This is a genomic window from Actinomycetospora chiangmaiensis DSM 45062 (assembly GCF_000379625.1).
In the GTDB taxonomy this organism is placed as follows: Bacteria; Actinomycetota; Actinomycetes; order Mycobacteriales; family Pseudonocardiaceae; genus Actinomycetospora; species Actinomycetospora chiangmaiensis.
In genome coordinates this window covers 84,536-106,974 of the sequence record NZ_KB903224.1, presented here as the reverse complement: position 1 = coordinate 106,974, position 22,439 = coordinate 84,536, and the positions used below count along the sequence as shown (strand labels likewise).

Genomic DNA, 22,439 nt, shown 5'->3' with positions numbered 1-22,439 from the left:
TGGGCTTTGGCCCAGCGGCGGGCGATGCGGCCGGCGCGGATGAAGCGCCCCGGCTGTGGTGGAGGCTCTGATCCCACGGGAAGGTGGGGGTCGTGCCGGCGCCGAGGAAGTTCACTGAGGAGATGCGGGAGCGGGCGAAGCGGATGGTCCGCGAGGCCCGCCAGCAGGAGCCGGGGTTGTCGGTCAACGCGGCGTGCAAGCGGATCGGGCCGCAGCTCGGTATCACCCCGGACACTTTGCGCGGCTGGTTCCGCCAAGCCCAGGTCGACGACGGTGAGGTCCCGGGGACGACGACCACGGAGTCCGAGGAGCTCCGCCGGTTGCGGCGGGAGAACGCCGAGCTCCGCCGGGCGAACGAGATCCTCAAGACCGCGTCGGCGTTTTTCGCGGCGGCGGAGCTCGACCGCCATATCCGCTGATCGTCGCCTACATCGANCAGCACAAGCACCGCTTCGGGGTCGAGCCGATCTGCCGTGTCCTGACCAGCGAGGACATCAAGGTCGCCCCGTCGGGCTACTACGCCCACAAGGCGCGCCTGCCCTCGCGGCGGGCGCTCTCGGACGCGGCGCTCGAGGAGATCATCGAGGCGACGTTCTTCGACCGGGACAAGGGACGCGGGGTCTACGGGGCCCGCAAGATGGCTGCTCAGCTGCGCCGCGACGGGGTCACCGGCGTGTCCGGCGGCCCGGTCGCGCGCTGCACCGTCGAGCGGCTGATGCGCTCCCGCGGGCTGCGCGGGGCGCGCCGCGGGCAGTCGGTGATCACGACCCGGTCGGATCGACAGTCTCAGCGGGCCCCGGACCTGGTCGACCGGGACTTCACCGCNCAGCGCCCGAACCAGCTCTGGGTCGTGGACATGACCTACGTCCCGACCTGGTCGGGCATGGTCTTCACCGCGTTCGTCTCCGACGTGTACTCGCGGCGCATCGTCGGCTGGCGCTGCGCGGCCCGGATGCCTACCGAGCTGCCCCTCGACGCCTTGGAGATGGCGCTGTGGACCCGGGAACGCGCTGGTCAGACGACTGATGGGCGGCTCGACGGGCTGATCCACCACTCCGATGCCGGGTCGCAGTACACCGCGATCCGCTACGGCGAACGGCTGCTCGAGGCCGGCGCCCTGGCCTCCATCGGGTCGATCGGCGACTCCTACGACAACGCCCTCGCGGAGTCGCTGATCGGGCTCTACAAGACCGAGTGCGTCACCCGCGACGGCCCGATCCGCACCGTCAACGACCTCGAACTGGTCACCGCGTCCTGGGCTCACTGGTTCAACACCAGCCGCCTGCACTCGAAGCTCGGACACGTTCCGCCGGTCGAGCACGAACAGAACTACTACGCTCACCAAGCAGCCCGAGAAGATCCACTCTCGGGAGAACCCAGCCTCCACTGAACCCGGGGCGCTTCACGGATGCCGTACTGGGCGCTGACGTGCACGGTGCGCACGGCTCGGTGGAGATTCCAGACGCCCCAAAACCGACCAGGGCCGGTGCCGGGTTCGGACCACTCGGGTGGGACGTCGTGCTGGTACTCCTTGGCCGCCATGAGGCCGTGCTTGGTGAAGTACGCCGCGACCCGGCGCGGGTCGGTGGCCCGTAGGCCCTCGGCGTAGTCCAGGGCGGTCCCGGCGCGCTCGTGGCGGAGGCGCTGCTCGGAGTCGGGATGGTCAACGACCTCGGCCCAGGACCGTGAGAGCCACACCGCGAACTGCTCGCCGGTGGTGCGCGCGAGGCCGTGCGGCGGGGTGCAGAGCATGTGGACATGGGGGGCTCCCCGGCGTTGAAACTCCAGCTTCCACACGCAGCGCCACTCCTCGCCCCAGGCGCGGGCGTAGCGCTTGCGGAGTGCCTTCATGTGTCGCTTCAAGTCGGCCCCGTTGGGGGCGACGGTGACCCAGTCGCCGGGGTAGGTCAGCGTGACCATCGCCGGCAACCGGCCCGAGGCGTACAGGGGTGTGTAGTCCAGCTCGCACAGCCGCTTGGTCATGTTCGCCCTGCTCTTGCGCGACCACGACGTGATCGCCGACCGAGGCGGTGGCGGAGCGGGCCACTCGCCGGTAGCGACGAACGCGGCCACCAAGGCGTCCACGTCCTTCACGCGTGCCGATCGGGCCCGCTCCTCAGTGCGCTCGCGGCGGGCCCAGTCCCGGCACGCGACCTGGAAGATGCCCGGTCCGACGGTCAGCTCCCATCGTGGCCCCTCGGCGAGCGTGCCGGGTTCCTCGCGAACGGCGGGCAGTATCGCGGCTGCGGCGTCGACCAGTTCGGGGGAGGGGAACGCCGGGGTCCACAGCCCAGCGGCGGTGTTCGGGACCTCGGTGCCAGCCGGGGTCTCGTCTAGGTCAGCGGTGGTGTCGGTGGGCTGGCGGCCCGATATGGCACATAGAACAAGCCCAGGCGCGCGGCCCTCCGCTGACGCCGGGGCAGCGGCCGGGTCGGACGCGGCCGGCTCCCGCCGGCCGCTCCTGTCTTCGACCCGGGCCGGCGGGCCGGCCACGCCTCCCCCGGCCGCCACCGACGAAGCCGAAGAGGCAGGCGCAGGGGTGTACGAGCGCCACGGATCAGGCAGAACAGCCCACGACGACCGCGCCGACCTGGACGAGGACGGGCTGGTCGCGTTGCTCGAGCTGGGGGAGTGGGACACGGCGGGACCTCTCGGGGAGGCCGTCTCGCCTGGCTGACCGGATGCGGACGCGCGGCATCGCCACAGGACCCGTCGGGGCCTTGCGGTGGGCGCGTCAGAAGGGCCGTCGTCTCGCGGCCCTGGCGGTCAGAGCAGCGAGACGGCGGCGAACGGGATCAGCGAGTCGAGGAACGGCCTTCGGCGACCAGGCGCTCCGCCCTGGACCAGGACACCGTTTTCAGGAGAGGGGGACCCGGCAGCGCGGCGGTCGGGAGTGCAGTGGTGGTCGGGACGGGGTCTCGCCCTCGTCGGCGCTTGCGGGGTCTGACAGCCCGCTCGCACCGCCGCAAGGGCCAGCTCGTGCAGGAGCCTTGAGGGGGTCGACGTGGTGGCCCTTGCCCCGGCACGATCGACCTGTCCGAGGCGACCCCGTGCCGCCGAGGCAGAGACCCCGAGCACGAGCCGTGCGGTGAGAGCCGTGTAGCAGTCGTGTAGCAGCCGCCTCGGGTTCACGGCCGTCTGCTGGTGTTCGTCCAGGACAGCGCCCCGAGTCAGACCGAGAGGATCGACTCCTCTAGACGAGCCGCGTGGCCCTTGTAAGCGAAAGGTCCGGGGTTCGATTCCCCGCGCCGGCTCCAGGTCCGCTCTTCCCGACGCCGAGTGTGGTTGCGCTGCTCAGGGCGGTCGCCCGCGTCCGCGGCGCAGCAAGATCGCGACTACGTGAGCGTGTCTCAGCACAGCTTGCGCGTGTCGGTCACGATCTTCCGATCATGGTCGTGAGGCCGGCGTTTGCGCGCCGCCACCCTCCCTACGCGCCGGCGGCCGCCGTGGAACGCACCTGACGGCGCAACGACGACACCTGGTTGCCGCATAACGAGATCCCCGGACAGCGCGACAGTCCAAGCAGTTCCGCCTCCGGACGGGTCGGGACACCGCCACGCTGGACCGAGACTGTCGGGGGACCCACGGATGACCGTCGCGCCTGATTCAACGCCCCGCCCGACGAGCGGGGGCCGGCACGCCACGCCGCCGCGAGGTCAGGCGCGGACCATGACGGCGTGGTCGCCGCAGCCGCCCGAGGCGTCGGCGGTCACCGACCGGCTCTACATCCCGGCGCAGTACCAGCAGCCGGCGGTGAGCCCGGCCGGCGGGCTCCCACAGCAGGTGCCGACGGGGCTCGCGATGAAGCGGCGCAACCCGGGCGGCGTCTGGCTCGGACTGCCGTTCATCACCTTCGGCGTCTACAGCTACGTCTGGTACTACAAGATCCACCGCGAGATGGCCGAGTTCGACCGCCGTCGGGTCGTCCCGGTCGCCGGGCCGATGCTGGTCCTGCTGTTCCTCGGCTGGACGGTCGTCGCGCCGCTCGTGTCGCTCTACAACACCGGGAACCGCATCGCCGCCGCGCAGCGCGCCGCCGGCCTCCGCCCCACGTGCAGCGCGGGGATCGGCCTGCTGCTCTGCTTCGCCTTCGGCCTGGTGTCGCTCTACTACCAGAGCGAGCTCAACAAGGTCGTCGACTCCTACCCCGGCGCCTGGGCGGGTTCGTCGGTGCCCCTCCGCGGCTGACGGACACCGCGGCGCCGCATCCCGCCGACGACGGGTGGCGCCGGCGTGCTCGTCCGAGGGTGGGATCATCCGGCGGGTCCTCGGCGTTGTGGACATTCCCGAACGCTCACGCCCGAGGAGCCATCCGTGCCCGAGATCGAGACCCTCGTCGACGCCACCCTGCGCGTGTTCAACGAGCGCGACCCGGACGCCCGGCTGCGAGTGATGGCCGAGGTCTACCGCGACGACATCGTCTTCACCGACGCCGAGGGCTCGTCGCGCGGGCACGAGGCGATCAGCGAAAAGGTGCAGGGCCTGCTCGACTCCGCACCCGGGTTCGTCTTCGCCCCGTCGGGCCCGGCGCACGTGCTCGACGACCTCATCCACGCGCCGTGGACGTTCGGCCCGCCCGACGGGGAGCCGGTGGTGCGCGGGGTCGACATGAGCCTCGTCGTCGACGGGAAGATCGCGCGGCTCTACACGGTCCTCGTGGGCCAGGACGGCTAGTTCCGACACCGGCCTGGATCCGTCACCGGAACACCTCTACGTTCCGATCACGTGACCCTGTGGGAGCTGGCTCAGGTCAACGTCGCGACCCCGTCGGCCCCGCTGACCTCACCGGAGCTCGCGTGGTTCACCGACGCGCTGGAGGCGGTCAACGCGGTCGCCGACGCCGCGCCGGGGTTCCGGTGGCGGCTGCAGACGGAGGACGGCGACGCGACCGCCCTCCGCGTCTTCGACGACGACGACGACGACATGATCATCAACATGTCCGTCTGGGCGTCGCTCGAGTCCCTCGGCGACTTCGTCTACCGCGACCCCACCCACGTCGCGGTTCTACGACAGCGGCGCCGGTCGTTCCCGCGGATGGCCGAGGCGCATCAGACGCTGTGGTGGGTGCCGGTCGGCTACCGCCCGACGGTCGCCGACGCGGAGGAGCGCCTGAGCCGGCTCCGTGACCTCGGGCCGACGGCGGATGCGTTCACCTTCCAGCAGCCGTTCCCCGCACCGGACGCGATCGACCCGGCCCTGATCGACACCGGCTGGTTGTGCCGCGCCTGACCCGCACCGACCTCGAACCCGTGGGGCCGGCAGCGCTCGCTCCGCTGATGAGAACGCGCGTCACGACGGTTCCTCCCCGGGCACGAAGCGCTGGAAGTGCTCGTCGAGGTCGTCGAACGCCAGCCGGGCGGTCTCCTCGAGCGCCTTCACGACGTCGGGTGGGAAGTCTCCGCGCACGACTGCGCCGCCGATGGTGTCGCCGACGAGCTGCAGTGCCGCCACGAGCGCGGCTGCGTGCACGTGCGCGAGTCCGGGATGCAGGCCCGGATCAGTGGCGGCGAGCGCGGCGCGGACCATCGCCACCTGCTCGTCGCGGACCGCCAACCCGAAGCGCCGGACGACGTGGCTGCTGACGCACAGCGCGAAGAACTGTCCGCGCTGCTCCGCGAGGTCGTCCGTCTGCGCGCGCTCGATGTCCTCGAACGCCACGACCTCCAGCGCCTTCGCCGGGCTGGTGTCCGGGGGCCGGTGGAGGACGAGGTCGTGCAGGCGCTGCCGAATCGCCTCGGCGCTATCGAGGACGAGGTCGGTCTTCGCGGGGAAGTAGTTGTAGACGGTCTGCTCGGAGACGTCGGCCGCCCGTGCGACGTCGGTCATCGCGACGTCGTCGAACCCGTGCTCGGCGAAGAGGTGTCCGGCGACGTCGGCGATCCGCTGCCGCGTCTCGGCCTTCTTGCGCTCACGAAGTCCCTGGTCGGTCACCGGCCTAGGGTAGCTCGAAAATTTGGGTAGCTCTAGTTGACGTCGAAGTCGTCCGCGATCGCCTCGTTGAGCTCGGCTGAATCCCAGGAGCTCGGGGGGCCGAGCTTCCCGGCCAGCGATCCGCGGGCGGTGCGTCGCGGCCCGGCGAGCCGACCGACCCCGGCGTAGAGCAGGGCGGGTTCCGTCCCGGGTTGCTCGGTCGGCCAGTCCACGACGTCCACCAGGCCAGGCGGGACCAGCTCGAACGTGCCGAACAGGGCCGCGATCTCACGTCGGTCCCGGAGGAACAGCGGCGTGCTGGTGTTGCGGTAGGCGTCGCGGGCGGCACGGACGCCGGCCGCGAGGGCCTCGTTCTCGTGGTCGTCCGTGCCGTGGCTCAGCGCGAAGACACTGCCCGGCGCCAGCCTGGCCTGGTACTCCGCGGTGATCCCGACGACGTCGTCGTCCACGAAGTGCAGCGCGGCCATGGCGAGCACGGCGATGGGGCGGGTGAAGTCGAACAGGCCGCCGACGCCGGGGGCGTCGAACACAGTCTGCGGCCGGCCGATGTCGGCCTGCGTGATGGTGATGAGGGGGTTCCCGAGCTCGTCGAGAATCTCGGCGGCGTGGGCCACGGCCACCGGCTCGATGTCGACGTACGCCACGCGGGCCGAGGGCGCGGACCGGAGAGCGACCTCGTGGACGTTGCCGACCGTCGGCACGTCCGACCCGAGGTCGAGGAACTGGTCGATGCCCTGCTCCAGGCACCATTGCACGACGCGCCGCAGGTAGGCGCGGTTGGCGCGGGCGATGTGGCGCATGGCGGGGTGCGCCAGCAGGGCGTCCTCCGCCCGCTCGCGGTCGACGGCGAAATTGCGGGAGCCGCCGAGCAGGTAGTCGTACATGCGGGAGACGTTCGCCCGCTCGGTGTCGGCGTCCATCGTTCGTCCGTCCCCCCCCTCGCCGTTCCACACCGCACGGCTAGCCCCGCCGGGAGAACGCGCCGATGTCGCCCGGAAGGCTGACACATCTCGAAATCGTCGCGCTTCGGTAACGGCAGGGTGGCGCTGTGCGAGAGAGGAGCAACAACCGCACGGAATTCGGGGGCACGGGAATGACGCAGGGAATTGCAGGTCCGCGGCACGGCCGTCACGTCGGACAGAGCGCGTCGTCGCCGTTCGACGACGCCCTGACGGCGCCGATTCGTCTGGCCCACCCGGCAGCTCCCGCAGCCCGCCCGCTGGTCCCGATGCAGCGCGGTGCCGCGCCGCAGCCGCCGGTCCCCGTGCCGCCGCAGGCGCCCGTGCCGCCGCTCCCGCCTGGGACGAACGGCCTGGCCACGGCCGGTCTCGTCGTCGGGATCATCGCCGCGGTGCTGTCCTTCATCCCGATCGTGGGCACCGTCTCCTGGGTGCTCGCGCCGATCGGGCTGGTGCTCTCGCTCGTCGGACTGCTGAAGTCACGCACGGCGCGCAGCGGGCGCGGGAAGTCGATCGCCGGCCTCGTGCTCGCTGTCGTGGCGCTGTTCATGTGCATCCTGTACACGGCGGTCCTCGTCGGGAGCGTCAATTCCGTCGCGCAGCAGAGTGCGGCGGTGCACCAGGTGACCTACGAGGTCACGACGGCCAGGAAGACGAATGTCGCGGTCACCTACAGCCAGTCGCAGAACGACAACCTCGCGATGGCGTCGGTCGCCGACGCGGCGGCGCCGTGGAGCGCCGACGCCCAGGTGTCCGGGCTGATCGGCCCGACCATGACGGCCACGCTGACCCCGGACCTCGACCACATGGGCCGCTCCGACACGATCACCTGCACCATCCGTGAGGACGGCGTCCAGGTCGCGCAGAACTCCGCCACGGGCCCGAACGCCACGGTGACCTGCGCGAAGTAGTCGGGCTGAGACGCCACGCGCGGGCCGCTCGTCACGGAGGACCGTGACGGGCGGCCTGTTCGTGCTGTGCGGACTCAGGTCCAGTACAGGACCCGGGCGTGCGGCAGGTGCTCGTCGATCTGGTCGGTGATCGTCGAGCGCAGGTGGTCCATCACGTCGTTCGGATACACGTGCTTCACCGACCCGAACTTCCCGCGCTTCTCCTTGCGCTGCTCGGGGTCCATCTCCAGCTTCGACGCCGGGTACCAGGTCTCGAGCGTCTCGCGGCTGCCCGGCGTGAAGCGGTGGGTGATGCACTCGATCGTCAGGTCCGCGTCGGCCGGCACGGCCGCGGCGACGTCGGCGAGCAGCGTCGAGTACGCGACCTCCCACCCGCCGTCGGGAATGATCGGCGCCAGCGTGACCCCGACCGGCCACCCGGCCGACGCCAGCGTCCCGAGCGCGGCGACGCGGGCGGCGACCGGATCGGTGCCGCCCTCGTAGCGCGGCCACGGCGAGAGGGAGAAGCGCAGGCGGGTGCGGCCGTGGTGGGGGAGGTCGAGCAGCGGGTCGACGTCCGCGAACTTCGTCGTCGCCCGCAGCTGCACGGGGCCGGGCCATTCGTGTGTGCCCACGTGCGCGATCGCCGCGGCGAGGGATCCGGTCGCCGGCTCGATGCCGAGCGGATCGGTGTAGCAGGACGCCTCGAACGTCGTGCCCTCGTGCGCGCGGGCCTGCGACCTCGAGGTCACGTGGCCCCGTCCGACGTAGCGGTCGAGGTTGGCGAGGATGCGGTCGAGGTCGGCGTAGACGCGGGTGATCGGCGGGCCGGTCAACGACCCGGCGAGGTAGCAGTACTGGCAGTGCGCCGGGCAGCCGCGCGCGAGGTCGACCCGCCAGTCCGCCGACGGCGGGATCGGGTCCAGTTTCCGCGCTGAATCCGGGCTCACGACGACGGCCAGCGTCGCCTTCGCCCGCGCGTACGTCTCGCGTTCGGTCTCGCCCTTCACACCGGTGATGCGGTCGACCTTCAGCAGCTCGATGTCGTCGCACCCCAGGGCCTCGCACCGGCGCACGATCTCGTCGGCGTGCGCGTGCTCCTGCGCGGCCCGGGTGACGCGCACGTGCTTCGGCACCCACGGCTTGTGCGGACGCGGCGTCGCGGGACGAGCGGGAGCGGCCATCCGGGCGGATACCCGGCGTCGGGTCGCTCGCCCCCTCTTTCCGGCCCACGCTGCTCGGGTGCGTCCCGCGCAGCGCGCCCGCCCCGCCGTCCTCGCGATCTTCCTGCTGCACGCGCTGCTGTTCGCGTCGTGGACCGCGCACATCCCCCAGGTCAAGGCCGGCCTGCACCTGTCCGACGCCGAGCTCGGGCTCGCCCTGCTCGGCGCGCCGCTGGGGTCGGTGTTGGCGATGGCCGCGACCGGCTGGCTGCTCCCGCGGTTCGGGAGCCGGCTGATGGTCCGGGCGACGCTCGTCGGCTACGCACTGACCGGGCTGCTCATCGGGGTCGCGCCGTCGTTGCCGTGGCTGTTCGCGGCACTGCTCGTGTGGGGCGGGTTCCAGGGCGCGCTGGACGTCGCGATGAACACGCAGGCGGTGACGGTCGAGCGGGCCCTCGGCACCCCGATCCTGTCCGGGCTGCACGGCGGCTGGAGCCTCGGCGGGTTCTGCGGGGCGCTGCTCGGGACGGCGGTCGCGGCGACCGGGACCGGGGTGACGCCGCAGTTCGCGGTGCTCGGACCGGTCGTGCTCCTGCTCGGCGGAGTCGCCTCGCGGCGGCTGGTCCCCGACCCGCCGGAGCCGACGACGGAGGCCGGGCACGACCCGACGTCGGGAAGGGTGCCCCTGCGACCCGTGGTGCTGGTCCTCGGCGGGATCGCGCTGGCGAGCATGCTGGCCGAGGGCGCGTCGGCGGACTGGTCGGCCGTGCACCTGCGCGACGACCTCGCCGCCGGGCCGGGCGTCGCGGGCCTCGCGTACGCGGCGTACTCCGCGGCGATGCTAACGCTCCGGCTCGCCGGCGACCGGCTGCTCGCCCGGTTCCCGGCGCACCGGCTGCTGCCCGGGCTGGCGCTGGTGGCGGCGGTCGGGTTCGGGGCCTCGCTGCTGGTCGGGCACCCGGCGGCGGGGATCGTCGGGTTCGGGCTGCTCGCGGTCGGGCTCGCGCTGGTGGTGCCGACCGCGTTCAGCGCCGCCGGCCGCCTGCCGGGCGTCCACCCGGGGCGGGCGATCGCGGCCGTGTCGGCGCTGGGGTGGGTGGGCTTCGTGGCGGGGCCGCCGGTGATCGGGCACCTCGCGTCGGGCGTGGGGCTGCCGGTCGCGCTGGGACTGCTGCCGCTGCTGGCGTTGGCCATCTCGGTCGGCGCGCGGCACCGGGCGCTCGACCGCCCGGCGGCGAAGGTCCCGTGACGAGGGGCTTTGCAGCGATTACGGTGTTGCGCGTGACGCCGACGCTCTTCGAGTGGGCCGGTGGGGCCGAGGCCTTCCGCCGGCTGATCGACGCGTTCTACGACCGGGTGGAGGGCGACGAGCTGCTCTCCCCGCTCTTCCCCGGGGGCGTGTCGGAGGAGCACCGCGCGCACGTGACGCTGTGGTGGATCGAGGTGTTCGGCGGCCCCGCGGACTACACGGAGCAGCTCGGCGGCTACGAGCGGATGCTCGCCCACCACCGGGAGCTGCACATCACCCCGGAGCAGCGCCGACGGTTCGCCGAGACGATGAGCCGGGCCGCGGACGACGCCGTGCTCCCGGACGACCCGGAGTTCCGCGCCGCCTTCGTCGGCTACGTGGAGTGGGGCACGCGCCTGGCGATGCACAACTCGCAGGAGGGCGCGGAGGTCGTCGAGCACGCGCCGGTCCCGCACTGGGGGTGGGCGTCGCCCCGCCCTACCAGCCGTCCTGAGCCCGTCGGGCGCGCGAGGCGGACGCGTCCGGGCGGGAGCCGCCGGGAGCGCCGACCGCATCGATGCGACGCGGTCTCCCCGCGGGGGACCGGCCCTGACCGCGTCGGTCGGACCGAGTCACCGCGACCCGGATGCGCCGCCGCGCTTCGGCCCGGTCCCGCCGCCGACCACGTCGGTCGGACCGAGTCACGGCGACTCGGATGCGCCGCCGCGCTTCGGCCGGGTCTCCTGTCGACCACGGGCGCCACACCGTGTCCGACGGGACCTGCTCGCCTCGAACCGCCGCGGTCGACGACGCAGGCTTGCCCCGACCCGTCGTCGGGAAGTCCGGGGCGTGGCGATCATGGAGAAGGACGACGTCCGCATCCGCTACGAGGAGCGCGGCGAGGGGTTCCCGGTGCTCGCGTTCGCGCCGGGTGGGCTGCGTTCGGCGATCGAGTGGTGGTCGGCGGCGCCATGGGACGTGCCGGACGCGCTCTCCGGCGACCATCGCGTGGTGCTGATGGACCAGCGCAACGCGGGGGAGTCGTGGGCGCCGGTGCGGGCGGACGACGGGTGGGACCGCTACACCGACGACCACCTCGCCCTCCTCGACCACCTCGGCATCGAGCGGTGCCACCTCGTCGGGATGTGCATCGGCGGGGCGTTCATCGCGAACCTGATCCACCGGGCGCCGGAGCGCGTGGCGGCCGCGGTCGTGCTGCAGCCGATCGGGCTGGAGGGCAACCGGGAGCTCTTCCACAGCACGTTCGCCGACTTCGCCGCGAAGCAGGCCGACGAGCACCCGGAGGCGACCGAGCAGGACTGGACGTCCTTCCGCGACAACCTCTACGGCGGCGACCACGTGCTCTGGAGCGTTCCCGACGAGGCCGTGGCCACGTTCGACGTCCCGCTGCTCGTGTTCGCCGGCGGCGACGAGCCGCACCCGGCCTCCGCGTCGGCGATGCTGGCGGACGTGGCGCCGAACGCGACCCTCGTCGAGCGCTGGAAGGCGCCCGAGTACACCGACGCCGCCCGCGAGTCGGTCGCCAACTTCTTCGCGCTGCACACGTCGTCCTGATCGGGTGAACGAAGGTGCTGTACACGGAACGTAGCTCTAACGTCACTCGACGTGAGTGTCATGACTGACGCGACCCGTATTCGGATGGTCGCTCGCACCGCCCTGGTCCAGATCGACACGCTGGTCGACGAAGGGCTGCAGGGCGACGCTCTCGACGCCCTCATCGATCACGCCGAGGCCCTCGCCGTCGCGCCGTACGCGCGCGTGCGCCGTGACCCCTTCCCGCACCTCTGCTGCCTCCGTGACGTGCTCGAGGGGCTGGTCGGGTGCACCTCGGACACGCTGCTGGTGACCCTCGACGACCTCATCCCGCGGTCGGTGTCGCTGCCCGTCTGAGTCTTGACGGTCACGACAGACTGTTTCGCATGACGGCCGTCGAGGACTTCACCACCCTGCTCGCCCGCACGCCCGTGACCACCGACGAGGCGCTGGCGTTGTTCGACTCGCTCGACCCGGTGTCGGTCGAGGAGATGTTCGGCCAGTGGTGGGGCTCGGAATTCCCGACCGGCCACCCCATGGACGGCCTCCTCGCCGCGACCGGCTGGGCGGGCAAGCGGTTCGACTCGGCCGACGAGGTCCACCCGCTCCTGTTCTGGAACGCCGACCGCACCGACGTGTTCGCCGTCGACCCCGCGCTCGTGCCCATGAACCTGCCGCTCCCGACGGCCGCGCGGAAGCCGTGGCTGCACAAGGTCATCACGCTCGGGCGTCCCGTGATGGGCACGTCGAAGTACACGGCCCGCCTGCGCATGACCGAGTACCGCGGCGTCTCCAGCGCGACGATGATCTACGACGCGCGCCCGATCAACGACGTGTTCCACCGCGTCGACGCGACGACGCTGCTCGGCTGCATGGACCTGCGGGACTCGCCGCCGTACTTCTTCGTGCTGCGCCGGTGAGGTGCTGTGCTCGTGAGCACTAAGTGGGGCTATAGGCCCACCTAGTGCTCACCTGGGCGCAGCCCACACCGCGGCGAGGCGAGCCGCCCACTGCGGCGCGGCGTAGGCCTGCGCGTCGATCCGCGCCCGGGCCCCGAGGGCGAGCCGGCGCTCGTCGTCGTCGAGCAGCGCCCCGAGCGTGCGGGCCAGCGCGGCCGGGTCGCCGACGGGGACCAGCGCCCCGTTGATCCCGTCCGCCACGAGCTCGGGCAGCGCGCCCACCGGCGTCACGACGGGCGCGACCCCGAACGCCATCGCCTCCAGCACCGCCATCGGCAGACCCTCGTGCGAGCTCGGCAGGACGAGCAGCTGGGCCCGGCGGAGCAGCTCGTCGCGCTCGGCGCGGTCGAGCCACTCGACGACCTCGACCACGTCGTCGACGCCCGCACGCGCCACCGCCCCGCGCACCTGCTCGACCTCGCCGTCGCCCGCCGCGACGAGCCGCAACCGGGACCGCTGCGCGAGGGTGAGCCGCGCGCAGGCCTCGACGAGGTCGTAGATGCCCTTGCGGGCGCCGAAGCGGCCGAGGAAGAGCGCCGTCACCGTCCCGTTCCCGACGGCGGGTGGGGCGGGCTCGGTGGGCCACTCCACCGGGTTGGGGAGGGCGACGACGTTCTCGGCAGGCACGCCGAGCCGCTCGCGGTAGGGCGTGCGCAGGGTCTCGGAGAGGACGACGAGCCGGTGCGGCCGCAGCAGGCCCCGGACGACGGCGCGGGCCGGCCGGGGGAGGGCGTCGAACCAGTCGAGGAACTGCGAGCCGTGCAGGTGCATCACGACGCGCGCGCCCGCTCGGCGGGCCACGACGCCGAGCAGGCCCTTGCGCAGCACCGACGCCCGCTGGGAGACGTGCAGGTGGACGACGTCGGGTCGGTCCCGCCGGATCCGCCGGGCCGCGTCGAGCGTGCCGCGCAACATCGTGGCGAGCCGGTCGGGCCCGTCGGAGTGGGTGGCGACGACGTCGAGCTCGGCGTGGGCGGGAAGGTGCCGCTCCAGGACGTGCTGCACGCTCCCGATGCCCCCGCGGGCCTGCGCCCGCGGCCCGACGACGAGGGCGCGGGGTCGCGCCGCCGTCGCGGGATCCTCGGTGGGGCTCGACAGCACGTCCGTCACCGTTCGGTCTCCTCGCGTCGCTCGTCCCCCGGTTCCCGTAGATGATCGTCTTCACGTGTCGTTCACGTGTCGGCGAGGTACGGGACGGATGTCGGACGCCCACCGGTCAGCACCACACGCCGATCGGTTGTGCGCCAGGGCCGGAGGTCGCAAGATCGGTGGTCGTGACGTCCCTCCTCGAATCCGGTGACCCCACCGGCGAGGTGGGCACGGGTCGCCCCCGTGCCACCCCCGCCATCGACCTCCTCGAGGGGCGGCGCTCGCTGCGCCCCCTGCAGGGCGACGGGCCGGAGCGGTGTCGTTACGAGGGCTTCGCACTGACGCCGGTAGGGGTGGCGCTCGGCGCCGAGGTCCGCGGGGTGGACCTGGCGCGGCCGATCGACTTCGAGCTGCGCCTCGAGCTCAACCGCGCCCTGCTCGACTGGAAGGTGCTGTTCTTCCCCGATCAGCACATCTCGTCGGCCGAGCAGCGGGCGTTCGCCCAGCAGTGGGGCGAGCTCGAGACCAACCCGCTGCTCGAGGCGGGCGAGGACCCGAGCGTCGTGCGCTTCGCCAAGGGCGGCGACGGCCCGCAGACCTACGAGAACATCTGGCACGTCGACACGTCGTTCCGCCGCGCACCCGCCATGGGGGCGGTGCTGCGGATGATCACCACGCCGCCGTACGGCGGGGACACGATGTGGGTCGACATGGCCGCCGCGTACGACAACCTCTCCGACGAGGTCCGGGCGCGGATCGACGACGCGGTCGCTGTGCACGACATGGTGCCCGGGTTCGCGCGGTTCCTCGACGGGGCGAAGCTCCGCACGCTCGAGGAGGCCTTCCCGCCCGTGACCCACCCCGTCGTCCGGATCCACCCGGAGACCGGGCGGCGCACGCTGTTCGTCAACGGCGCCTTCACCACGCGGATCCTGGGGATGGACCGGGCCGAGTCCGACGCGCTGCTGCGCCACCTGTTCGCGACGGCGCACACCCCGGAGTACCAGGTCCGCTACCGCTGGGCCGAGGGCACCGTCGCGTTCTGGGACAACCGGGCCACCCAGCACTACGCGGTGGGCGACTACGGCTCCCACACCCGGATCGCCGAGCGCGTGGCGATCGTGGGCGGCAAGCCGTTCTGAGGCCCACCCCCTGACCTGACGAACGGGTCGTTCGTGCGCACAGAGCGCACGAACGACCCGTTCGTCAGGTTCCGGGCGGCCGGGCTCAGAGCAGCCCGGAGCGCTTCCAGACGTACTCGGACGGCCCGCCGATCATCCCGACCTCGTCGAGGAAGGCGAGCACCTTCTCCGTCATGAACCGCCTGGTCTCGCGGTGCCGCTCGTTGGCGAGCGCGGCGCGGCGTCCGGTGCGCCCGGAGAGGCCGACGCTGCGGTAGAGGCGGGCCTGCCAGAGCGAGTTGACCACCTCGGTGGACACGAGCGCCGTCGTCCAGCGCTCCTTCTCGAGCTCGGCGCGCGACAGCGTCGGGACGAGGCGGGCCAGTTCCTCGCGGGCGAACCGGACGTGGCGGGCCTCCTCGACGACGTGCACCCGGGCGACCGCGCGCATGAGCGGGAGGACGCGCTCGTCGTGCATCGACTCGCGTTGGAGCCGGTCCGTGGCCTCCTCCGCGACGAGCACCGAGGCGAACATGGAGGCGCCGGCGCCGATGTGCCCGTAGACCCCGCCGAGGCGGTGCAGCCGGCCGTGCGGCCGGTAGTCCGGGCAGCCGAGCGCGTCGACGGCGCGGGCGAACATCACCGAGTGCCGCGTCTCGTCGCCGACCTCGGTGAGGGCGTACTGGGAGTGCGGGCGGCGCAGGTCGAGGTCGTAGGCGTGGCGCACCAGCATCTGCATGAGGATCACCTCGAACCACAGGCCCACCGAGAGCAGGCTCGCGGCCTCGTGGCGGGCGAGGGTGCGCCGCCGGTCGTCGTCCAGGTCGTCCCAGAGCGGTGTCCCGTACAGCGAGACGCGCTCCGGTGGCACCGCCCAGCCCGCGGGGTCGACCGGAGCGTCCCAGTCGACCTCGATGGTCGGGTCGAGGGTGTGCCGGGCGCTGGCGCTCAGCAGGCGGGTCGCGGTGGCGTCCCGGTCCAGGATCGTCATGCTGACGAACTGTACCCCGTACACGGTGTTCCGCATAGTTGTCGTTACTCGCGAGTCGGCGGCACCCTGGGCGAATCATGGATGGCAGGACCCGACGCTGGGCGGGGCATCGGGAGGCGCGACGCCTCGAGCTGGTCGACGCTGCCGTGGTCGCGATCGAGGAGCACGGGCCCGACGTGACCACCGAGCAGATCGCCGCCCAGGCCGGCGTGTCCCGGCCCGGCCTGTACCGGCACTTCGACGGCAAGGACGACCTCCAGGCGGCCATCGCGGCGCGGTCCGTGGAGCGGCTCGTCACCGAGCTCGAACCGGTGTGGCGGCCGTCGGGTCGGCCCCGCGAGATGCTGGAGCGGGCGCTCGCGGCGCACCTGCGCTGGCTCTCCGAGCACGCGAACGTCTACCTCTACCTCAAGCGCAACTCGCTGCCGTCGGGCGGCGACTCGGTGGAGTCGGCGAGCACGAACGTCCGCAGCGTCGTGTCCGCGCACGTCGCGCAGATGCTCTGCGACGGCTCGCTCGGCGCGGAGACCTCACCCGCGATCGCCCACCCGCTGGCCTACGGCCTCGTCGGGATGGTGGACGCCGCGGCGGCGCACTGGCTCGACGAGCCGCACGGTGCCACCGTGGAGGCGCTCGGCTCGCAGCTGACGGAGGCGTGCTGGGCGGTCATCCGCGTGACGGTGGGTTCCCAGGTGATCGACGCGCTCGGCTCGGTGGGGGCGGACACGGCCTGATCGGCTCGATCACCCATGATGGGGGCGGACCACCCGCTCGCCAGGAGGGCTGCCGATGGCGCTGCGCCGCGCGTTCCCGACGATCCTCTCCGACCGCCTGCCCGAGACCCGCGACTTCTACGTCCGCCTGCTCGGCTTCGAGGTCGCGTTCGACAGCGACTTCTACGTCGCGCTGCGCACCCCCGAGGACGACGACGGGGCGGTCTGCGAGCTCGGGGTCTGGGCCGTCGGGCACGAGATGGTGCCCCCGCCCTACCGGGCCGACCCGGCGGGCATCGTCCTGACGTTCGTGGTCGACGACGTCGACGCGCTGCACGTCGAGGCCCGCCGCCAGCAGATTCCCGTGGTGGCCCCGCCCCGCGACCAGTTCTACGGCCGCCGCCGGATGCTCCTCACCGACCCGAACGGCCTGCTCGTCGACGTCTCCTCGCCGTCGACACCCTCGCCGGAGTTCCGCTCGATGGGCGCGGGGGTCCTGCGGGACTGAGGTCTGCCTAAGCTGGGACGGTGCTGCGCCACCGGGACGACCCGCTCCGGGAGATCCTCGCCGCCTCCGGGCGAGGCGTCGTCGACGCGGTGCTGCCCTCCGCGGCCTTCGTCGTCGTGTGGCTGGGCGCGTCCGCGCTGGGCTGGTGGGAGCCGATCCTGCTCGGCGGGCTCGCGTCCGTGCTGGTGGCGCTCGTGGTCGCCGTGCTGCGCTGGCGCGGCGGGGAACGGCCGCGGGCGGCGGCGATGGGCCTGCTGATCGCGGTCGGCGCGACCCTGATCGCCCTCTACACCGGGCGTGCCGAGGACTTCTTCCTGCCACGGATCGTGGCCAACGCCGGGTCGCTCGCTGCGTGGCTGGTGTCGATCGCCGTCCGCTGGCCGCTCCTGGGCCTCGTCGTCGGGGCGGCGCTCGGGAAGCCGAAGGCGTGGCGCGCGGACCCCGACCTCGTCCGCGGCTACTGCCGCGCGAGCTGGCTCTGGGCCGCGCAGTACGCGCTCCGCCTCGTGGTCCTCCTGCCGCTGTGGGCCGCGGGCGCCACGGTGGCCCTCGGGATCGCGCAGGTCGCCCTCACCTGGCCGCTCGTGCTCCTCTGCGTCCTCGGGTCCTGGCCGCTGGTGCGCTCCGCGCTCCCGCCCGGTCACCCCGGCCCGCGGCACCCGGTCCCCCGTCCCGACGACGGGTCACGCGAGTAGCCCGACCGGCGGTGGTGAGCCGGGTCACGGCCCGCGTAGCGTCGGCGTTACCCCATTCGAGTGACGCGTCGGGAGGCGTGTCCCGACGAGAGGCCCCGCGCCATGCACATCGGCCGGCCCGTCCGTGAGCTCATCGCCGAACCCGTCGTCGACCCGGTCCCCGCCGTCGACCCGGCGGACGAGTCCGTCGCGGTCCGGCTCGACCACGGGGCGTTCGGCCCGGTCGGTGGCCCCGACGACCCCGGGGCCGCGTCACCGGCCCGGCTGTGACCGAGGACCCGGACCTGGCCCCCGACCCGACCCCGGACCTCGCGGAGCCGGTGGCCGGGTGGCGGGTGTGGCGCGTCCACACGGGCGCCGGTGGGCCGGAGATCGTGTCGCCGGTCCGCCCGGTCGGGTGGCCGGCGCGGCGGCGGATGACCGCGGCGTGCGACCGGGGGTGCGCCACCGTCCCGACCCCGACGTGCGGGTGCGGGCTCTACGCCCTCGCCGACCCGGTGGGTCTGCCGCCGAACACCGCCGGTCAGGGGCGCGTCGTGGGCTGCACGGCGCTCTGGGGCCGGACGATCGAGCACACCGGGGGGTTCCGCGCGGAACACGGCTATCCGCTCGTGCTCCTCGTGCGGACGGATCTGCGCAGCATGTTCCGGGGGCGCGCCCGTCTCCGGGAGGGCGTGCTGAGCGGCTCGGCGGGCCGGCAGTCGTCCGGGGGTCTGTTGGCCCGGGACCTCGCGTCCCGCTACGGCGTGCCGGTGGGCGTGATCCCGGACCACGCCGCCCTGCCCGGCCGCATCGACGTCCCGGGGGCGCGTGTGGTCGCCCTCGAGGCGACCCGGGGACTCGCCGCCCGCCGGGCCGGGGACCTCGGGGCGCACGAGCGGCTCGCCGCCGCGGCACGCGAGGTGTTCGGTCACGGCGACTGGTTCGCCCCCGCCGCCTGACCCGGCGACGCACCCGACGTCGAGCAGGCTCAGCGGACCGGGGACGGCTCCGGGCGCTTCGGCGGCCGGCCGTCGCCGGTGGACCGGCCCTGCAGCCGCCGGCCCACCCACGGCACGAGGTGCCCGCGCACCCAGCGGAGGTCCTCCTCGCGGCGACGCACCCAGGGCGTCGGGGCGACCGGCGGCCACGGCTCGCGCCAGTCCTCGCCGGTGGGGACCCCGAGGACCTCGCACACCCGCACCGCGACACGGCGGTGGCCCTCGGCGTTGAGGTGCAGCCGGTCCTCGGCGCGGGCCCGCGGGTCGGCCAGCGTGTCCATCGTCCAGAGGTCGACGAGCCTCGCACCGCGGCGCGCCGCGATCTCACGGATGTGCTCGTTCATGGTGGCCAGCCGACGGCCGACGAGGTCGACGACGGGCGTCGACCGGGTGTCGAACCCGGTGAACACCAGGACGTCGGCGCCGGACCCGACCAGCCGGCCGACCGCGGCGTCGAGGCGCTCGGCGAGCTCGGCGGGGCGGGCGGTCGGGCGCAGCAGGTCGTTGCCCGCGGCGCAGATGCTGACGAGGTCGGGCGACATCGCGAGGGCCGGGTCGACCTGCTCGCGGACGATCTGCTCGAGCAGCTGCCCGCGGACGGCGAGGTTGGCGTAGCGCAGGTCGGGGTTCTGCCGCGCCAGGTGCTCGGCGACGCGATCGGCCCAGCCGCGTTCGCTGCCCGTGGTCTGGTCGACGTCGCCGACGCCCTCGGTGAAGCTGTCGCCCACGGCGACGAAGGTGCTCCAGGACATGCCCGCATTCTCGCGTGTGCCGGACGCGCCGTCGGCGCAGGCCCGTCCGGCCCAATCGGTGCATCCCCTCGCGGGGGTGGCCCGGCGACGGGGTGAACGTTCTCACCCCACGACCACGCTGGCATCGTGGTCCACGTCCTGCGACGTGGGTGAACCTGGAAGGGGTCACCTCAGCCCTGCACCCCCGACGTACCGCGAGCCCTGGGAGCCATGCCCGACGCGACGACCCGAACCAGCGCCGCCGAGCCGGAGACCACGACGAAGGCCTCCGCGACCGGACTGACACTGCCGCAGATCATCGCCGGAGCCCTCGCCGCCGCCACCGCGGCGATCCTGGGGTCCTTCCTCGGTGTGATCGGCACGATCGGAGGGGCGGCGGCCGCGTCGGTGATCTCGACCGTCGGGTCGGCGCTCTACCAGAAGTCACTCGAGCGCACCCGTGACGCGGTGAAGTCGCGGCTCGTGGTGAACCCGATGTCCGGGACCAGGGTCGCGCAGGCGGCGGGTCCTGCTGGCCAGAGCGGCGCGGCCGCTCGGGCCGGTGGTCCGCCGCAGGCTGGTCGTCCGGGGCCGAACGGACCCCGGCCGGGCGTGGCGCCACGCCCCGGCGTGCCGGGACAGGGGGGTCCGATGATGTCCCCGCCCTACGGCGCGCCGATCCCGCCGGGCGTCCCCACCCGCCGCCTGGCCAACGGGGCCGTGGTCCCGGTCGCCGCCGCGCAGCAGCTCCGGGCCGGCGGCCGCACGGTCGCCACCCGGCTCGACGCCGCCGGCCGCCCGACCGCCGAGCCCGCCGACCCGACCCGGCGCATCCCGAACAGCCGCACCCCGGGCGGCGGCAACCCGACGCAGGTCGTGCCGCCGCTGGGTCCCGACGGTCGCCCGCTCGCGGGCCCGACCCGGCAGATGCCGATGGGCGGGCCGTTCCCGCCCTCCGCGGCCCAGCCGACCGCGCACCTCGTGCACGGACCCGGCGGGGACGACCCGACGGCCTTCGCGCCGGCGGTCGAGGAGCGGACGCCGTTCTACCGCCGGTTCGGCTGGAAGACCTGGGTGACCCTCGGCGGGGTCGCGGCCAGCGTCTTCGCCATCGGACTGCTCGCGAGCTTCGCGGTCGAGTCGGCCACCGGCCACCCGCTCTCCGGCGGCACGTCCGGCACCTCGGTCGGCTCGATCTTCGGGCAGAACACCCAGGCGCCCGCGACGACCCAGTCCTCCACCACGCAGGACCCGGGCAGCTCCGACGCCACGACCACGACGTCCTCGGACCAGGGGTCGGGCCAGGACGGGGCGGGGGCGACCACGACGACCCGCGCGCCGTCGACCACCACCTCCCAGGCCCCGCAGGACCCGCTGTCGAGCCTGGTCCCGCGCTTCAACGACCAGGGCGGCTCGACGGGGAACTGACCCCACCACCGACCGGACGGCACTCCCGCGCGCGCTGCGGGGTGTCGTCCGTCGTGTCAGGGGAGGGTCGCCGCGAACTCCCGGACCCGCGCCGCGAAGCGCTGCGGCGCGCGCAGGTGCGGGTGGTGCCCGAGGTCGGCGCCGTCGTCGTCGGTCCAGTGCTCCACGGTCGCGGTGGGGATGCGGGCGGTCAGCCAGTCCGCGTAGTCCGGGCCCGGGTCGAGCCCGTGTAGCGAGAGGACGGGGACCGTCACCGCGGCCGCGGTGCGTTCGACGAACGCCGCGAGGTCCTCGGGAGAGCCGTCGAGCAGCGGCGACCAGATGCCGGTGACGACGTCCTGCCGCGGCCGCCGCCGGGTGGCCAGCGCGGCGGCCTCGTCGTCGGGGGTGCTGCCCTTCATCGACTCGAACAGGCCGGCCATGAATGCCTCGAACTGCTCGGTGGTGCCCCGCAGCAGCGGGGCGGCCTGCTGCACGCCGGCCTGCAGGCCCGCCAGTGCGAGCGGCTGGTCGACGTCGATCACGCCGCGGGCGGGGTGCCGCGCGGCGAACACCACGGCCAGCAGCCCGCCCAGGGAGTGCCCGACGACGAGCGGGGGCTCGTCGACCCCGATCGCCGCGGCCACGTCGTCGGCCATCGCGTCGAGGTCGTAGTCGTCGCCGTCGGGGGAGGCGCCGTGCCCGCGGAGGTCGACGGAGATCACGGTGGCCCACGAGCTCAGCAGCGGGACCACCGGTGTCCAGAAGGAGGCGTCCTCGGTGATGCCGTGGAGCAGGACGAGCGGCGGGCCGGACCCCTCGACGGTCGTAGCGAGTTCGATCACGGTCCGATCGTGCCCGACCGGTGGTCGGCCGGGCTACGGCCGGAGCGCCGAGGCCAGCGACCGGGCGGCCGCCTCCGGGTCGTCCGCCTCGGTGATGGCCCGGACGACGACGACCCGCGTCGCGCCGGCTCCGAGCACCTCGGGGAGCCGGTCGTGGTCGATGCCGCCGATGGCGAACCACGGCCGGTCGGTCCCGGAGGCGGCGGTGTCGCGCACCAGGTCCAGGCCGGGGGCGGGACGGCCGGGCTTGGTCGGGGTGGGCCAGCACGGGCCGGTGCAGAAGTAGTCGACGCCGGGCTCGACCGCCCCGGCCCGGGCCTGCTCGACGTCGTGCGTGGAGCGCCCGATCACCACCTCGTCGCCGACGATGCGGCGGGCCCACGAGACCGGGAGGTCGTCCTGGCCCAGGTGCAGCACGTCGGCGCCGGCGGCCAGGGCCACGTCCGCGCGGTCGTTCACGGCGAACAACGCGCCGTGCCGCCGGGCGGCGTCGGCGAGGACCTCGAGGGCGGCGAGCTCGTCGGCGGCCTCCAGGCCCTTCTCGCGGAGCTGGATGACGTCGACCCCGCCGCGCAGGGCCGCGTCGGCGAACGCCGCGAGGTCGCCGCGCGCCGCTCGGGAGTCGGTGCAGAGGTAGAGCCGGGCGTCCGCCAGCCGTGCGCGCGTGTCCATCGG

At 73.5% G+C, this 22,439-nt stretch carries 25 protein-coding genes, 1 pseudogene and 1 other annotated feature; of the genes and pseudogenes, 17 read left to right on the top strand and 9 right to left on the bottom strand.

Annotation, left to right across the window (positions count from 1 at the left end):
• The first annotated feature begins 122 nt into the window (after positions 1–122).
• Positions 123–1,390, top strand: a protein-coding gene (locus A3CO_RS0111660; protein WP_425393410.1) for an IS3 family transposase whose coding sequence is annotated in 2 segments (ribosomal slippage) — positions 123–389 and positions 392–1,390 — 1,266 coding nt in all. Because the reading frame shifts where the segments join, the coding sequence is not laid out codon by codon here.
• Positions 377–508, top strand: a sequence feature (AL1L pseudoknot). Its footprint overlaps the gene before it by 132 nt.
• Here A3CO_RS0111660 and A3CO_RS35720 read toward each other — a convergent pair.
• Positions 1,339–2,493 (bottom strand): rolling circle replication-associated protein, encoded by a 1,155-nt coding sequence (locus A3CO_RS35720; RefSeq protein WP_018332426.1) that lies wholly within the window; start codon positions 2,491–2,493, stop codon positions 1,339–1,341. The two genes, A3CO_RS0111660 and A3CO_RS35720, sit on opposite strands and share 52 nt — an antisense overlap.
• A 1,176-nt stretch (positions 2,494–3,669) precedes the next feature.
• On the opposite strand from A3CO_RS35720, the gene A3CO_RS31630 reads away from it, so the two are divergent.
• The 3 genes from A3CO_RS31630 to A3CO_RS0111640 all read left to right on the top strand — a co-directional run bounded on the left by A3CO_RS31630 (position 3,670) and on the right by A3CO_RS0111640 (position 5,229).
• Entirely contained in the window at positions 3,670–4,188 is a 519-nt protein-coding gene (locus A3CO_RS31630) for a DUF4234 domain-containing protein (protein ID WP_018332424.1), read from the top strand.
• Between the two features lie 126 nt (positions 4,189–4,314).
• The gene (locus A3CO_RS0111645; protein WP_018332423.1) at positions 4,315–4,674 is read left to right on the top strand and encodes a nuclear transport factor 2 family protein; all 360 of its coding nucleotides are present in this window, start codon (positions 4,315–4,317) and stop codon (positions 4,672–4,674) included.
• Between the two features lie 51 nt (positions 4,675–4,725).
• Positions 4,726–5,229, top strand: coding sequence for a DUF3291 domain-containing protein (locus tag A3CO_RS0111640; protein ID WP_018332422.1), 504 nt, complete (start codon positions 4,726–4,728; stop codon positions 5,227–5,229).
• 60 nt (positions 5,230–5,289) lie between these two features.
• Here the strand turns inward: A3CO_RS0111640 and A3CO_RS35715 are convergent, their stop codons facing one another.
• Together A3CO_RS35715 and A3CO_RS31620 are read right to left on the bottom strand one after the other, a co-directional pair.
• Positions 5,290–5,931: a TetR/AcrR family transcriptional regulator gene (locus A3CO_RS35715; protein WP_018332421.1), complete on the bottom strand. Its 642-nt coding sequence runs from the start codon at positions 5,929–5,931 to the stop codon at positions 5,290–5,292.
• A 32-nt stretch (positions 5,932–5,963) separates the two neighbouring features.
• The gene (locus tag A3CO_RS31620) at positions 5,964–6,851 is read right to left on the bottom strand and encodes an SAM-dependent methyltransferase (protein WP_018332420.1); all 888 of its coding nucleotides are present in this window, start codon (positions 6,849–6,851) and stop codon (positions 5,964–5,966) included.
• A gap of 308 nt (positions 6,852–7,159) precedes the next feature.
• Here A3CO_RS31620 and A3CO_RS0111625 point away from each other — a divergent pair, with 308 nt between their 5' ends.
• A complete protein-coding gene (locus tag A3CO_RS0111625) occupies positions 7,160–7,801 on the top strand; it encodes an MmpS family transport accessory protein (protein WP_018332419.1) in 642 nt (213 codons plus the stop codon).
• Between the two features lie 74 nt (positions 7,802–7,875).
• Here A3CO_RS0111625 and A3CO_RS0111620 read toward each other — a convergent pair whose 3' ends face one another.
• The gene (locus tag A3CO_RS0111620) at positions 7,876–8,916 is read right to left on the bottom strand and encodes an SPL family radical SAM protein (protein WP_018332418.1); all 1,041 of its coding nucleotides are present in this window, start codon (positions 8,914–8,916) and stop codon (positions 7,876–7,878) included.
• Positions 8,917–9,022: 106 nt separating this feature from the next.
• Here A3CO_RS0111620 and A3CO_RS0111615 point away from each other — a divergent pair, with 106 nt between their 5' ends.
• The 5 genes and pseudogenes from A3CO_RS0111615 (at position 9,023) to A3CO_RS0111600 (ending at position 12,645) form a co-directional block, all read left to right on the top strand.
• Positions 9,023–10,192 carry an MFS transporter gene (locus A3CO_RS0111615; protein WP_018332417.1) on the top strand — a complete coding sequence of 390 codons (1,170 nt, stop codon included), beginning with the start codon at positions 9,023–9,025 and terminating at the stop codon, positions 10,190–10,192.
• Positions 10,189–10,521: pseudogene (locus A3CO_RS39460) on the top strand (group II truncated hemoglobin); the annotation flags it as partial. The gene A3CO_RS0111615 and the pseudogene A3CO_RS39460, both read left to right, overlap by 4 nt.
• 508 nt (positions 10,522–11,029) lie before the next feature.
• The gene (locus A3CO_RS0111610) at positions 11,030–11,746 is read left to right on the top strand and encodes an alpha/beta fold hydrolase (RefSeq protein ID WP_245561487.1); all 717 of its coding nucleotides are present in this window, start codon (positions 11,030–11,032) and stop codon (positions 11,744–11,746) included.
• Between the two features lie 60 nt (positions 11,747–11,806).
• Entirely contained in the window at positions 11,807–12,082 is a 276-nt protein-coding gene (locus A3CO_RS0111605) for a hypothetical protein (RefSeq protein ID WP_169510937.1), read from the top strand.
• A 29-nt stretch (positions 12,083–12,111) separates the two neighbouring features.
• Positions 12,112–12,645: a DUF4334 domain-containing protein gene (locus A3CO_RS0111600; RefSeq protein ID WP_018332414.1), complete on the top strand. Its 534-nt coding sequence runs from the start codon at positions 12,112–12,114 to the stop codon at positions 12,643–12,645.
• Positions 12,646–12,693: 48 nt separating this feature from the next.
• On the opposite strand, the gene A3CO_RS0111595 is transcribed toward A3CO_RS0111600, so the two are convergent.
• On the bottom strand, positions 12,694–13,794 hold the full coding sequence (locus tag A3CO_RS0111595; protein ID WP_018332413.1) for a glycosyltransferase family 4 protein: 1,101 nt from the start codon (positions 13,792–13,794) through the stop codon (positions 12,694–12,696).
• A 158-nt stretch (positions 13,795–13,952) separates the two neighbouring features.
• On the opposite strand from A3CO_RS0111595, the gene A3CO_RS0111590 reads away from it, so the two are divergent.
• Positions 13,953–14,915, top strand: coding sequence for a TauD/TfdA dioxygenase family protein (locus tag A3CO_RS0111590; protein ID WP_018332412.1), 963 nt, complete (start codon positions 13,953–13,955; stop codon positions 14,913–14,915).
• Positions 14,916–15,000: 85 nt separating this feature from the next.
• On the opposite strand, the gene A3CO_RS0111585 is transcribed toward A3CO_RS0111590, so the two are convergent.
• Positions 15,001–15,885, bottom strand: a complete 885-nt coding sequence (locus A3CO_RS0111585) for an AurF N-oxygenase family protein (protein WP_026204515.1) — start codon at positions 15,883–15,885, stop codon at positions 15,001–15,003.
• A gap of 77 nt (positions 15,886–15,962) precedes the next feature.
• Here A3CO_RS0111585 and A3CO_RS0111580 point away from each other — a divergent pair, with 77 nt between their 5' ends.
• The 5 genes from A3CO_RS0111580 to A3CO_RS0111560 are packed head-to-tail and all read left to right on the top strand — an operon-like array spanning position 15,963 to position 18,742.
• Entirely contained in the window at positions 15,963–16,619 is a 657-nt protein-coding gene (locus A3CO_RS0111580) for a TetR/AcrR family transcriptional regulator (protein WP_033414294.1), read from the top strand.
• 55 nt (positions 16,620–16,674) lie between these two features.
• Complete coding sequence (locus tag A3CO_RS0111575; protein ID WP_018332409.1) at positions 16,675–17,106, top strand: VOC family protein; 432 nt, start codon at positions 16,675–16,677, stop codon at positions 17,104–17,106.
• Positions 17,107–17,126: 20 nt separating this feature from the next.
• Positions 17,127–17,801: a DUF3159 domain-containing protein gene (locus A3CO_RS0111570; RefSeq protein WP_018332408.1), complete on the top strand. Its 675-nt coding sequence runs from the start codon at positions 17,127–17,129 to the stop codon at positions 17,799–17,801.
• 60 nt (positions 17,802–17,861) lie between these two features.
• Positions 17,862–18,071, top strand: coding sequence for a hypothetical protein (locus tag A3CO_RS38030; RefSeq protein ID WP_157647436.1), 210 nt, complete (start codon positions 17,862–17,864; stop codon positions 18,069–18,071).
• Positions 18,068–18,742, top strand: a complete 675-nt coding sequence (locus A3CO_RS0111560) for a hypothetical protein (RefSeq protein WP_018332406.1) — start codon at positions 18,068–18,070, stop codon at positions 18,740–18,742. Before A3CO_RS38030 ends, A3CO_RS0111560 begins: the two co-directional genes overlap by 4 nt.
• 29 nt (positions 18,743–18,771) lie before the next feature.
• Here A3CO_RS0111560 and A3CO_RS0111555 read toward each other — a convergent pair whose 3' ends face one another.
• Positions 18,772–19,533 carry an SGNH/GDSL hydrolase family protein gene (locus tag A3CO_RS0111555; protein WP_018332405.1) on the bottom strand — a complete coding sequence of 254 codons (762 nt, stop codon included), beginning with the start codon at positions 19,531–19,533 and terminating at the stop codon, positions 18,772–18,774.
• Positions 19,534–19,743: 210 nt separating this feature from the next.
• On the opposite strand from A3CO_RS0111555, the gene A3CO_RS0111550 reads away from it, so the two are divergent.
• The gene (locus tag A3CO_RS0111550; protein ID WP_018332404.1) at positions 19,744–20,940 is read left to right on the top strand and encodes a hypothetical protein; all 1,197 of its coding nucleotides are present in this window, start codon (positions 19,744–19,746) and stop codon (positions 20,938–20,940) included.
• Positions 20,941–20,996: 56 nt separating this feature from the next.
• On the opposite strand, the gene A3CO_RS0111545 is transcribed toward A3CO_RS0111550, so the two are convergent.
• Together A3CO_RS0111545 and thiE are read right to left on the bottom strand one after the other, a co-directional pair.
• Positions 20,997–21,764 (bottom strand): alpha/beta fold hydrolase, encoded by a 768-nt coding sequence (locus tag A3CO_RS0111545; protein WP_018332403.1) that lies wholly within the window; start codon positions 21,762–21,764, stop codon positions 20,997–20,999.
• 33 nt (positions 21,765–21,797) lie between these two features.
• Positions 21,798–22,436 (bottom strand): thiamine phosphate synthase, encoded by a 639-nt coding sequence (gene thiE / locus A3CO_RS0111540; protein ID WP_018332402.1) that lies wholly within the window; start codon positions 22,434–22,436, stop codon positions 21,798–21,800.
• Between the last annotated feature and the right edge of the window lie 3 nt (positions 22,437–22,439).